Below are 12,122 nucleotides of genomic sequence, written 5' to 3'. Positions count from 1 at the left end.
GGACGTGCATTGATCGTGAGCTTAGCGTCTTAGGCAGGGAAACCACACCTGGAGGAAGCACGCGATGTCCCAGTTCACGCCCCGGGAAGCAGCCGAGCAGCTCGCCGGCGGCCTGCTGTCGTTCCCGGTGACCCATTTCCGCGACGACCTGAGCTTCGACGAGTCGGCCTACCGCGAGAACATCGCCTGGCTCAGCGGGTTCGGCGCCGCGGGACTGTTCGCCGCGGGCGGCACGGGCGAGTTCTTCTCGCTCACCCCGGACGAGGTGTCGGCCGTCGTCACGGCGGCGGTGGCCGAGACCCCCGACGGCCTGCCGGTCATCGCACCCGCCGGCTACGGCACGGCCACGGCCGTCGACCTGGCCCGCCGCGCCGAGGAAGCCGGCGCGGACGGCCTGCTCCTCCTGCCGCCGTATCTCACCGAGGCGTCCCAGGACGGATTGGTCGAGCACGTCAAGGCCGTATGCGCGGCCACGTCGCTCGGCGTGATCATCTACAGCCGCGCCAACGCCGTCTACACCGACGAGACCGTGGCCCGGCTCGCCGACTCCTGCCCGAACCTGATCGGATTCAAGGACGGCGTCGGCGACATCGAACGGATGACCCGCATCCACACGCGCCTCGGCGACCGGCTGACCTACGTCGGCGGCCTTCCCACGGCCGAGACGTTCGCGCTGCCGTACCTCGAACTGGGCGTCACTACCTACTCGTCGGCGATGTACAACTTCGTGCCCGAGTTCGCACAGCGCTTCTACACGGCCGTCCGTGCCCACGACCGTGCGACGGTCGACCGTTACCTCTCCGAGTTCGTCCTGCCCTACTGCGACATCCGTAACCGCAAGGCGGGTTACGCGGTCAGCATCGTCAAGGCGGGTATGAAGGCCATCGGCCGCCCCGCGGGCCCGGTGCGGCCACCCCTGACGGACCTGGCCGACGACGAACTCAAGAACCTGGACGAGCTGATCTCCCGCATTCCCAAGGAGTCCGCATGACCGCGCCGACCGGACGCATGATCATCGCAGGCGAGCGGATCGCCGGCACCGGAGCCACGATCCGCGCCGTCGACCCGAGCACGGGCGACGAGCTCGAGCCCGCCTTCGCCTACGGCACCCACGACGACGTCGACCGCGCGTGTGCCGCCGCGTGGGAGGCCTTCGGCACGTACCGCGCACTGCCCACGAGCACGCGGGCCGCCTTCCTCGAGCGCATCGCCGACAACATCGAGGCGATCGGTGACGAGGTGGTCGCCCGCGCACACGCCGAATCCGGGCTGCCTGTGGCCCGGTTGACCGGGGAACGCGGCCGCACGACGGGCCAACTGCGCATGTTCGCCACGTTGCTGCGCGACGGCAGCCTCGAGATTCCGCGTATCGACCCGGCACAGCCCGACCGCACCCCGCCACGGGCCGACATCCGGCAGCGCGACGTGCCGCTGGGCCCGGTCGCGGTCTTCGGCGCGAGCAACTTCCCGCTGGCGTTCTCGGTCGCGGGCGGCGACACGGCGTCCGCACTCGCCGCGGGCTGCCCCGTCGTCGTCAAGGGACACGACGCCCACCCCGGCACGTCGGAACTCGTCGGTGCCGCCATCGCCGAGGCCGTCGCCCAGGCGGGCCTGCCCGCGGGCACGTTCTCACTGTTGTTCGGACACGGCCCGGACCTCGGCACGGCACTCGTGACCGACCCCCGGATCCGCGCCGTCGGGTTCACCGGGTCGCGGCAGGGCGGGCTCGCCCTCGTGGCCGCGGCGCAGGCGCGACCGCGTCCGATCCCGGTGTACGCCGAGATGAGCAGCACCAACCCGGTCTTCCTGCTCCCCGGCGCCCTCGCCGACCGCGCCGAGGAGATCGGCACCGCCTTCGTCGGGTCGCTGACGCTCGGCGCGGGCCAGTTCTGCACCAACCCGGGCATCGTCATCGCTGTCGACGGCCCCGACCTGCAGCGTTTCGTGGACGCGGCGACGAAGGCCGTCGCCGCGTCGGAACCGGCGACGATGCTCACCCCCGGGATCGCCGAGGCCTACGGCAAGGGCGTGACCGCACTGTCCGGTCAGGACGGTGTGGAGGTACTGGCGCAGGGCGTCGCGACCGAACGTCCCATCACCTGCCGTCCGGCGCTGTTCGCCACCGACGCCGACCGTTTCGTCGCCGACGAGGCGCTGCAACACGAGGTGTTCGGCTCGAGCGGCATCGTCGTGCGCTGCAAGGACATGGCGCAGGTGCACGCGGTGGCCGAAGCACTCGAGGGCCAGCTCACCGCGACCGTCCACACCGGATCCGGCGACGAGCGGGAGGCGGGCGCGCTGTTGAGCACGCTGGAGCTCGTCGCGGGCCGGGTGCTGTTCAACGGGTGGCCGACCGGCGTCGAGGTCGGGCACGCGATGGTGCACGGCGGGCCGTTCCCGTCCACCTCGGACTCCCGTACGACCTCGGTCGGCACGCGCGCCGTGGAACGCTTCCTCCGCCCCGTGGCCTACCAGGACGTCCCGAGTTCACTGCTGCCGAGCCCGATCGCGGACGGCAACCCGGACGGCCTGTTCCGCCGGGTCGACGGCGCGCTCGGACGACACTAGCCAAACCCGTTCACTGTGTGCCCGCTCCGCACCGCGGGGCGGGCACACAGTCTGTTCGACCCCGGAACAAGTCAAAGAGGACAGACATGACATCAGCCGAACGTACGGTGGTGACCGGGATGCGCGTGGTCCCCGTCGCCGGACACGACAGCATGCTGCTCAACCTGAGCGGCGCCCACGCACCGCTGTTCACGCGCAATCTCGTGATCCTCACCGACTCCAACGGCCGTACGGGGGTCGGCGAGGTGCCGGGCGGTGAGTCGATTCGCCGTACCCTCGACGACGCGGCCGACCTCGTCGTCGGACGCCCCGTGGCGCGGTTCCGGTCGGTGCTGCGGGACATGCACCACCGCTTCGCCGACCGCGACGCGGGCGGACGGGGGAACCAGACCTTCGATCTGCGCATCACCGTCCACGCCGTGACCGCCGTCGAGTCGGCACTGCTCGACCTGCTCGGGCAGTTGCTCGACGTCCCGGTGGCCGAACTGCTCGGCGACGGCATGCAACGCCGCGAGGTTCCGGTTCTCGGCTACCTGTTCTTCGTCGGCGACCGCACGAGGACCGACCTGCCCTACCGCACGCCGTCCGACGAGGACGACACCGCCGACGACTGGCTGCGGCTTCGCCATGAGGAGGCGCTCACCCCGGACGCCGTCGTGCGGTTGGCCGAAGCGGCCAGGAAGCGCTACGGATTCCGCGACTTCAAGTTGAAGGGCGGTGTGCTGCCCGGCCCGCAGGAGGCCGAGGCCGTGCGGGCCCTCGCCGAGCGGTTCCCCGACGCCCGCGTCACGCTCGACCCCAACGGCGCCTGGCCGGTCGGCGAGGCGATCGAACTGGGTCGCACCTTGAGCGACGTGCTCGCCTACGCCGAGGACCCGTGCGGCGGCGAGGCCGGTTACTCGGGCCGCGAGACGATGGCGGAGTTCCGGCGTGCCACGGGCCTGCCGACCGCGACCAACATGATCGCCACCGACTGGCGCGAGCTCGGCCACGCCGTGCGCGCGGGTGCCGTCGACATCCCCTTGGCCGACCCGCATTTCTGGACGATGAACGGGTCGGTCCGCGTCGCGCAGTTCTGTTCCGACTGGGGACTGACGTGGGGGTCGCACTCCAACAACCACTTCGATGTGTCGCTGGCGATGTTCACGCACGTGGCGGCTGCCGCACCGGGCCCGATCACCGCGATCGACACGCACTGGATCTGGCAGGACGGCCAGCGCCTCACGCGCGAGCCGCTCCGGATCGCCGGCGGACAGCTCACCGTGCCGGACCGGCCCGGACTCGGTGTCGACCTCGATCTCGACCAGGTCGAGGCCGCGCACGAGCTGTACCGCCGCGAAGGCCTCGGCGCACGGGACGACGCCACCGCGATGCGCTACCTCGTTCCCGAGTGGACGTTCGACCCGAAACGGCCCGCCCTCGACCGCGACTGATCCGCGGAGGGCCGCAGGCCCGCTCCCGTCCCCGCACACGGTGCGCGACGACCGCGCGCCGGCCTCAGGAGGCAATGTTGCCTGTCACTCCCGTACCGTCCCCTGCCGTCGTCCCGTTGGCGGCGGAGAAACCCGACCTGGCGTGGTCCCTTCCGTCGTGGGCGCTGTTGCTGCTCGTCGCAGGCGGGATCGCGCTGCTGCTGTTGCTCGTCATCAAGGTCAAGCTGCACGCGTTCGTGGCGCTGGTGGTCGTCAGTGTCGTCGTCGGCGTCGGTGCCGGCCTCGAACCGTCGGCGGTGCCCGGCGTCATCGAGGAAGGCATGGGCGACACGCTCGGCGAGATCGCCACCATCGTGGCGCTCGGCGCCATGCTCGGACGTGTGATGCAGGAATCCGGCGCGGCCGGGGTCCTTTCGAGCCGCCTGCTCGCCGCGTTCGGCGAACGCCGCGCCCCACTGGCCGTCGGGCTGACGGCGTTGATCTTCGGCGTCCCGGTGTTCTTCGACGTCGGGTTCATCATCATGCTGCCGCTCATCTACGCGGTCGCCCAGCGCTCGGGCCGTTCGGTCATCACGGTCGCGCTGCCTGCGGTCGGCGGTCTGGCGATCATGCACGCCGTGCTGCCGCCCCACCCCGGACCGGTCGCGGCGGCCGGACTGCTGGGAGCCAGCCTCGGCTGGATCGCCATCATGGGTCTGGTCTGCGGCCTGCCCGCGTGGTTCTTCGGTGCCTACCTGTTCGGTACCCGCATCGGCGACCGGCTGAACATCCCTGTCCCGGAACAGCTCGTCGGCGAGGCCAGGCAGCGTTCCGGGCAGTCCGATCAGGACAGCGGAGACAGCGGGAACAGCAGAGACACCGGAGGCAGCGGTAAGACCCACGATGCCCGGGATTCTGCCGGTTCGGGAGCGGGCGGGGTCACCACGGCCGTGCAGGCGCCACCGTCGCTCAAGGTCACGGTGACGGTGATCCTGCTGCCGGTGCTGCTGATCATGCTCAACACCTTCGCGGGCATCGTCTTCCCCGAAGGCGCACTGCGCAGCACGCTCGAGTTCGTCGGAGCACCGGTCGTCGCGTTGACCGTGGCGACACTCCTGTCGTTCTGGATGCTGGGCGTTCGCGGCGGATTCAGCATGGAACGGCTCGAGAAGGCCGCATCGGCATCCCTCGGCCCGATCGCCCTCGTGCTGCTGGTCACCGGGGCCGGCGGCATCTTCGGTGCGGTGCTGGAGGCGACCGGCGCAGGCGACGCGCTGGCCGCCGCGCTGTCCGGTACGTCGCTGCCCGCGGTCGTGCTCGCCTTCCTCATCGCGACCTCGCTGCGGGTCGCGCTCGGATCGAAGACGGTCGCGATCGTCACCACGGCCCCGATCGTCGCCCCGCTCATCCAGCAGGCCGGCATGTCGCAACCGGAGATCGCCCTGGTCGTGATCGCGATCGCCGCGGGAGGCACGGTGCTGTCCCACGTCAACGACTCGGGGTTCTGGCTGTTCAACCGCTACATGGACATCGACATCCGCACGACGCTCAAGAGCTGGACGCTCATGGAGACGTTCATGGGCGGCATCGCGTTCACGATCGCCGCCGTGCTCAGCGGCGTGCTGTCGCTCGCCTGACGGCCACCGTCCGGGTGACCGGCGTTCGTCGAGGACGCCGGCCACCCGGACCACGGCCGGATCAGGCATCGAAGACCAGCCCGTGCCCCGGCGCCGTGTGCGCGCGGGCACCGTCGGCGTCGACGGTCACCCCGGAGGGTTCGGCCAGCCCTCCGAGTTCGGCCAGCGACGCCCTGTCGATCGCCTCGACCATGGACACCTGGGGCACGCACAGCGCGAGCTGCGCGGACATCTCCGGCAGCAGGTGCGGTGCCACGGGCACGTCGAACGCGGCCGCCAGCTCCGCGATCCGCAGGAACGGCGTGATGCCGCCGACCCGGACGACGTTCGGCTGGGCGACGTCGCACACCCCGGCGACCAGCATGTCGCGGAACTGCCGCACGGTGCGCAGATTCTCGCCGACCGCGAACGGCACGCGGGTGGTCCGGCGCAACCGGACGTGTCCTGCGATGTCGTCGGCGGGCAGCGGCTCCTCGATCCAGTACGGGTCGAACCGTTCGAAGGCGTTGATCGCCCGCGACGCCGTCGGCACGTCCCAGCGCTGGTTCGCATCCACCATCAGCTTCGCGTCCGGCCCGACGAGCTCCCGCACCGCCGCGATCCGTTCGAGGTCGCGGTCCAGTTCGGCCGAGCCGACCTTGATCTTCACCGCGCGGTGTCCCGCGGCCACCCATCGGGACACCTGCTCACGCAGTTCGTCAAGACCGTAGTCGAGGTTCACCCCGCTGGCGTACGCACCGACGACGTCCCTGCGCCTGCCGAGGAAGTCGACCAGGCTCACGCCGGCGGTCCGCGCCCGCAGGTCCCACAGTCCGATGTCGACCGCGGCCAGCGCCATCGCGGTGATGCCACCGGGGCCCGCCTCGTGCAGCCGGGCGTACAGGGCCTCCCATGTCGGCACCGGGTGGCTGCCCATGCCCCGCACCACGTCCGCGCACTCGTCCTCGAGCACCGCGCGCACGGCACTCGCACCGATACGCGGCGTCCAGCTGAACCCGGTCCCCTCACCACCGTCGTCGGTACGAAGGCGCGCCACGACGACGTCGTGGAAGTCGACACCGCCGTCCCACGTGCCCGGCAGCGGGAGCCGCCTGCTCGCGCACGTCAGCTCGGTGACGGTCGCCTCGCCGCTCACACCAGCTCCGAACGCCAGTCGTACCGCGGCTGCCACCCGAGCAGCCTGCGGGCCCTGCTCGTGTCGAACGCCGATGCGGTCCCCTTCAGGACACCGGCCGTCTCCGCCGACACCGGCGTGTACTCCGGGAGCAGCTCGCTGAGCGGCTTCTCGGCCAGCGCGTCGTCGGCCGACACGAAGAACGTCTCCCCGTTCGGCACCTCGTCGCGCTTGACCAGCAGCAGCCGGACGAACTCGGCCGCGTCGCGCGCATCGACGTAGTTGAACAGCGACACCGCGGCCGCCTTCCGGTTCTCCAGTCGCTCGCGGATCGTGCGCCCGCCCTGACTCGGGGCGCCGCGCCACTCCTCGGGTGCGACCACGAAACACGGGCGGAACACGTGGTAGGTGCCCTCACCACGCAGCGCGAATCCGTGCACGACGTCCTCAGTGGCCACTTTGGACATCGTGTAGGCGTTCCACGGCGCCACGGGGTGCGCCTCGTCGAGGGGCAGGTAGGACGGCTGCCAGCCCGCGGGGTTGCCGTAGCCCATCACCGTCGGGCTGCTGGCCACGATCACGTGCCCGACCCCGAGGTCGGCCGCGGACTGGCAGACGTTGAAAGCCATCGTGGTGTTCGTGGTGAACGTGCGCACGTCGCTGGCCAGGCCCGGGGCGGGGATCGCGGCCAGGTGCACGATCGCATCCGGCCGGAACCGCGCCACCGTCGAGTAGCACTCCCCCGCATCGGTCAGGTCCGCAGGCAGCGTCACGACCTCGTCGTCACGCTGCTGTGGCGCCGTGTCCACCGAGACGACCTCGACCCCGGCCGCGGCCAACGCGTCCACGACGCTGCGTCCCAGTCGTCCCGACCCTCCGGTCACGAGGACCCGCATTTCTACTCCTCACACTGTGGTTCCCACCGCGGCGGCGGTTCACCGCCACGGCCCCGAGCGGCACGCACGCCGCGCAGACGGTTCCGAGCCGCTCACTTCCGCGCGGCGTCGACCGCCTTCAGGAAGTCGCCGTACTCGCTCGAGTAACGTTTCATGAGCCCCGCGACGGCGTCGCGGAACGGCTGCTCGTCGACCTCGGTGATCGTGACCCCTGCGTCCTCGATCACCTTGCGGCCCTTCTCTTCCTCCTCCTTCCAGAGCCTGCGCTCCAACGCGGTCGACTTCTCGGCCACGTCACGCACGATCTCGCGGTCCTGTTCGGACAGCTGCGCCATCGCGTCGTGGGAGACCATGAGCACCTCGGGAACGCGCTGGTGCTCGTTCACCGTGAAGTTCTCCGCCACCTCGTAGTGACCCGACGAGGCGTAGGTGGGGATGTTGTTCTCGGCACCGTCGATGACCCCGGTCTCGATACCGCTGTAGATCTCGCCGCCGTCCATCGTGGTCGCCGATCCGCCGAAGGCCTCGACGATCTCCGCGGCGACCGACCCCGGCTGCACCCGGATGTTCCGCCCGGCGAGGTCCTCCGGCTTCTCGACCGGCTTTCCGTTCGTGTACAGGGATCGGGCGCCGGAGTCGTAGTAGGCCAACCCCTCGACCCCCATCTGCCCGAGCTCGGCAAGCTTCTGCTTCCCGCCCGGTCCGTTGAGGAAGTTCCACATGTGTTCCTCGTCGTCGAACAGGTAGGGCAGGCCGAAGGCCTTCCACGAGGGCACGAACTCGCCGAGCAGGTTGGCGTTCGCGCGGTTCACCTCGACCGAGCCCAACTGCACCTGTTCGAGGACGTCGCGTTCCTCGCCCAGCTGCGCGTCTGTGTAGACGTCGATCTGCACCCGTCCGTCCGTGCGTTCGCGTACCTGGTCGGCGAACCACTGATCAGTCCTGCTCGTCGGGTAGTCACTGGCGTGGCTCTCGGCCAGCCGCCAGTGCACGGCACCCGACTCCTCCTCGGCCTGGGCACCGCCACACGCGGCCAGCCCGAACCCCATGGCGGCCACCGCGGCGGCCGCGATCGTTCGACGAAGCGCTGCGCTGCGCATATGTCTCCTTTCCGGAACCGGACACGGCGTCAGAAGCCGAGCAGCTGCGGCAAGCCCATCGATACTGCGGGCACGAACGTCACCAGCAGCAGGGCGCCGAGCATCGGCACGTAGAATGGCAGGACTCCTCGTACGGCCTGTTCGATACGAATACCGCCGATCGACGCGCCGACGAACAGCACGCTGCCGACCGGAGGCGTGATCAAGCCGATGGCCAGGTTGAGCATGAGCATCACGCCGAACTGCATCGGGTCCATGCCCAGCGACTCGGCGACCGGCAACAGGATCGGCGTCATGATCAGGATCAGCGGCGCCATGTCCATGACCGCACCGAGCACCAGCAACAGCACGTTGCACAACAGCAGAAGCACGATCGCGTTGCCCGACAGTCCAAGCAGCCAGTCACTCAACGCGGCCGGAAGCTGCATGACCGTCAGCAGGTGCCCGTACGCACCCGCGGCCGCGATCAGGAACAGCACGGTGCCGAGCGTCTTGATCGAACGTCGGACCATGCCGAGGAACGCGCGCAGCGGAACCTCGCGATACACCCCGAACGTGACGAAAACAGCCCACAGACACGCGATCGCGGCCGACTCGGTCGCGGTGAACACGCCGCTCAGGATTCCGCCGATCACGATCACCGGGGTGAGCAGCCCGAGGAAGCCCTGGGCGACGACCTTCGGCACGTCCTTGACCGGAACCCGTTCCCCGGTGGGATGCCGGTGCTTGCGCGCCATCACGTAACACGTCACGAGCAGTAGCACCCCGACCAACAGACCGGGAACGATGCCGGCGACGAACAGGCCCCCGAGCGAGACGCTCCCACCTGCGGCCAGCGCGTAGATGATCATGTTGTGGCTGGGCGGAATCAACACACCCTGCGTCGCGCTCGAGACGGTGACCCCGACCGAGTACGAATCCGGGTAGCCCTGTTTGCGCATCATCGGCACCATCACCGAGCCCACCGACGACGTGTCGGCCACCGCGGAGCCGGATATGCCACCGAAGAAGGTGCTGGAGACGACATTCAGCATGGCGAGTCCGCCGCGCAGCCATCCGACCACGATGTTGGCGAGCTCGATGAGCCTGCGGGCTACCCCGCCACTCGCCATGACCTCACCGGCGAGGATGAAGAACGGGATCGCCAACAACGGGAACGAGTTCAGCGACTGGACCATCTTCATGCCGACGATCGGCAACGGGACGGCGATCCACAGTGCGGCGGCGATCGACGACACGACGAGCGCCAGCGCGATCGGCACCCGCAGCAACAAGAGCACGGCGAACCCGCCGAAGAGCAGGAGCACGGTGATCGGGTCGATCATCGGTGATCACCCTCCTGGGAACCGTCGTCGTCCGATGTGGACCGGCGGCCGGTGGGGCCGGCCTCGTCACCTGCACCGTCGCCGGTGGCGGCCGGTGCGTCCGGCGTGTCGGCCCGGTGCGTGTCGGGCGACTCCTCGCCCTGCGGCTCCGGTGCTTCGGCGGGGAGCATTCCGAACAGCTGCAGGACGCTGTAGACGAGGATCAGCGCGCCGGCGACCGGCAACGCCCCGTACTGCACGGCGGTGGGCAACCCCGTACCCGGCAGCGTCGAGCCGGTCATCAGGTACGTGAACTCACCGCCCTTGACCAGCAGGTAACCGCCGAACACGGCCATCAGCAGCGGCGCCAGGCGTGCGACGGCCGAGCGCAGGCGCGTGGGCATGCGGTCGACGACGAGGCCGACCGCGATGTGGCTGCGTTCGCGCACTCCCTTGGCGGTGGCCAGCAGCGCCAGCCAGCACAGCAGCAACAGCGCGACCTCGGACGCCCACCCGGGCGTGAAGCCGAGGAAGAAACGGGCGAAGACCTGCCAGCTGATCACGAGCACCATCACGACGAGAGCGATGAAGGTCAGCGCGTCGGTCGTCCGGTCGACGACGCCGATACCCAGGCGTAAGGCCCGGTTCGGCCCCGACGACCTCGGTGGGGACTGAGACATGGACGAGAGACTCCGATCGACTTTGATGGAGCACGCACGGAACCCGTGCGAGAAACCGGTTTCTTACCCTAGCCACGGGCGCCCGGCTGTCAAGAGCGAATCCGGGACCGATTCGAACGCGACACGGAAGCCGCACCGGCCCGCTCAGCCTGCGCGGTCCCCGCTACGGACGCCGGTGTCTACCGCGTCTACCGGGGAGCCCGCGCCGTACTCTGCCGGACCTCGAGCCGCGGGGTGAAGCACACGTCGGCCGGCGGTTCCTCCCCGCGCAGCACGGCCGACAGCCGTTGCCACGCCTCCTCGCCGAGGGATTCCTGGGGGACGGCCACCGTCGTGAGCATGGGCGAGGCGTACCGGGCGAAGGCGATGTCGTCGAATCCGACGACGCTGATCTGCTCGGGCACCGACACCCCGATGGCGTGGAACTTGCCGAGCGCGCCGAGTGCGACCAGGTCGTTGTACCCGATGATCGCCGTGGCGCCCGTGGCCAGCGCCCGGTCCGCGGCCTCGTAGCCGTCCTCGTGCATCGAGCCGCATTCCAGGACGTTCACCTCGAACCTGCCCTGTGCCGACTCGTGGAGGGTGTCCAGTCGCTCCTGATTGGACACGCTGGCCATCGGACCGGACAGGTACGCGACGCGCCGGTGGCCCAGGCCGGCCAGATGGGCGGCGAGGGCGCGGATTCCCGCGGCGTAGTCCACCGACACCGTCGGGGCCATCAGTCCCTCGATCCTGCGGTTGACCAGGACGAAGGGTTCGAGCTTGCCCGCCAGCTCCAGCAACTCCTGGTCGTGCGAACGCGGCGAGCACAGCACGAGACCATCGGTGCGCAACCGGGTCTCGTGCGCCAGCACCGGCTCCTCGAGCGGCATCTCGTGGCTGTCGGTGACCAGAACGCGGTACCCCTCGACACCGGCGGCCCTGCTGATACCCCGCAGCACCGACTGGAACATCGGGTTGCCGAGGTCCGGAACCAGGATCGAGACCAGCTCGGTGCGCCCGCGCGCCAGCCCCTGCGCGACGACACTGGGGTGGTAACCGAGGGAGGCCGCGGCCTGTTGCACCCGCCTGGCCAGCTCGACGTCGACCGTGCTCCTCCGGTTCATCACCCTGGACACGGTCGCAGGCGAGACCTGCGCGGCACGCGCGACGTCACGGATCGTGACCGACTGCGAGCGTTCGCCCGCACCCATCTGACCGCCCCTCACTCGTCGACATCCGAGGTCAGCTCCACGTCGACGTCCGCCGATGAGGAGAAAACGGTTTCACCCCGGCACGGTCGACAGCCGCCATCTTATCCCACGTCAGACGGCCGCCGCCGCGGTGACTCGCGTTTCCGACGTGCGGAAACGACCTGCCCACCTCGACCCGGAACGACGACGTCCACGCGGCCTGCGTCCACCCGGCCACG

General features: G+C 69.9%; 10 protein-coding genes. 4 read left to right on the top strand and 6 right to left on the bottom strand.

The features are described 5' to 3' along the window. Positions 1-64: 64 nt before the first annotated feature. From kdgD to IF64_RS0118995, 4 genes are all read left to right on the top strand, one after another. The gene (gene kdgD, locus IF64_RS0119010; RefSeq protein ID WP_030533499.1) at positions 65-991 is read left to right on the top strand and encodes a 5-dehydro-4-deoxyglucarate dehydratase; all 927 of its coding nucleotides are present in this window, start codon (positions 65-67) and stop codon (positions 989-991) included. Continuing rightward, positions 988-2,568, top strand: coding sequence for an aldehyde dehydrogenase (NADP(+)) (locus IF64_RS0119005; protein WP_030533498.1), 1,581 nt, complete (start codon positions 988-990; stop codon positions 2,566-2,568). Before kdgD ends, IF64_RS0119005 begins: the two co-directional genes overlap by 4 nt. An 86-nt stretch (positions 2,569-2,654) precedes the next feature. Next, a complete protein-coding gene (gudD, locus tag IF64_RS0119000) occupies positions 2,655-4,001 on the top strand; it encodes a glucarate dehydratase (protein WP_030533497.1) in 1,347 nt (448 codons plus the stop codon). 74 nt (positions 4,002-4,075) lie between these two features. Beyond that, entirely contained in the window at positions 4,076-5,617 is a 1,542-nt protein-coding gene (locus IF64_RS0118995) for a GntP family permease (protein ID WP_051757990.1), read from the top strand. Between the two features lie 61 nt (positions 5,618-5,678). Here the strand turns inward: IF64_RS0118995 and IF64_RS0118990 are convergent, their stop codons facing one another. From IF64_RS0118990 to IF64_RS0118965, 6 genes are all read right to left on the bottom strand, one after another. Further along, the gene (locus IF64_RS0118990; RefSeq protein WP_030533495.1) at positions 5,679-6,752 is read right to left on the bottom strand and encodes a mandelate racemase/muconate lactonizing enzyme family protein; all 1,074 of its coding nucleotides are present in this window, start codon (positions 6,750-6,752) and stop codon (positions 5,679-5,681) included. Further along, positions 6,749-7,627 carry an NAD-dependent epimerase/dehydratase family protein gene (locus tag IF64_RS0118985; protein WP_030533494.1) on the bottom strand — a complete coding sequence of 293 codons (879 nt, stop codon included), beginning with the start codon at positions 7,625-7,627 and terminating at the stop codon, positions 6,749-6,751. The genes IF64_RS0118990 and IF64_RS0118985 overlap by 4 nt, the downstream gene beginning before the upstream one ends. Before the next feature lie 92 nt (positions 7,628-7,719). Further along, a complete protein-coding gene (locus tag IF64_RS0118980) occupies positions 7,720-8,727 on the bottom strand; it encodes a TRAP transporter substrate-binding protein (RefSeq protein ID WP_030533493.1) in 1,008 nt (335 codons plus the stop codon). Between the two features lie 29 nt (positions 8,728-8,756). After that, positions 8,757-10,052 carry a TRAP transporter large permease gene (locus tag IF64_RS0118975; protein WP_030533492.1) on the bottom strand — a complete coding sequence of 432 codons (1,296 nt, stop codon included), beginning with the start codon at positions 10,050-10,052 and terminating at the stop codon, positions 8,757-8,759. Next, a complete protein-coding gene (locus tag IF64_RS26690; protein ID WP_084705965.1) occupies positions 10,049-10,711 on the bottom strand; it encodes a TRAP transporter small permease in 663 nt (220 codons plus the stop codon). Before IF64_RS26690 ends, IF64_RS0118975 begins: the two co-directional genes overlap by 4 nt. 188 nt (positions 10,712-10,899) lie before the next feature. Next, on the bottom strand, positions 10,900-11,904 hold the full coding sequence (locus tag IF64_RS0118965; protein ID WP_030533490.1) for a LacI family DNA-binding transcriptional regulator: 1,005 nt from the start codon (positions 11,902-11,904) through the stop codon (positions 10,900-10,902). Positions 11,905-12,122 lie beyond the last annotated feature (218 nt).

This window comes from Prauserella rugosa (assembly GCF_000719975.1).
Taxonomy (GTDB): Bacteria; Actinomycetota; Actinomycetes; order Mycobacteriales; family Pseudonocardiaceae; genus Prauserella; species Prauserella rugosa.
The sequence above is the reverse complement of the archived record's forward strand: the minus strand, read 5'-3'. Positions and strand labels throughout refer to the sequence as shown.

What these genes read in the sequence shown, in the direction of transcription:
- IF64_RS0118995 (WP_051757990.1), top strand. Translation starts at nt 4,076, where the DNA reads ATGTTGCCTGTCACTCCCGTACCGTCCCCTGCCGTCGTCCCGTTGGCG.
- IF64_RS0118980 (WP_030533493.1), bottom strand. Translation starts at nt 8,727, where the DNA reads ATGCGCAGCGCAGCGCTTCGTCGAACGATCGCGGCCGCCGCGGTGGCC.
- kdgD (WP_030533499.1), top strand. Translation starts at nt 65, where the DNA reads ATGTCCCAGTTCACGCCCCGGGAAGCAGCCGAGCAGCTCGCCGGCGGC.
- IF64_RS0118975 (WP_030533492.1), bottom strand. Translation starts at nt 10,052, where the DNA reads ATGATCGACCCGATCACCGTGCTCCTGCTCTTCGGCGGGTTCGCCGTG.
- gudD (WP_030533497.1), top strand. Translation starts at nt 2,655, where the DNA reads ATGACATCAGCCGAACGTACGGTGGTGACCGGGATGCGCGTGGTCCCC.
- IF64_RS0118985 (WP_030533494.1), bottom strand. Translation starts at nt 7,627, where the DNA reads ATGCGGGTCCTCGTGACCGGAGGGTCGGGACGACTGGGACGCAGCGTC.
- IF64_RS26690 (WP_084705965.1), bottom strand. Translation starts at nt 10,711, where the DNA reads ATGTCTCAGTCCCCACCGAGGTCGTCGGGGCCGAACCGGGCCTTACGC.
- IF64_RS0119005 (WP_030533498.1), top strand. Translation starts at nt 988, where the DNA reads ATGACCGCGCCGACCGGACGCATGATCATCGCAGGCGAGCGGATCGCC.
- IF64_RS0118965 (WP_030533490.1), bottom strand. Translation starts at nt 11,904, where the DNA reads ATGGGTGCGGGCGAACGCTCGCAGTCGGTCACGATCCGTGACGTCGCG.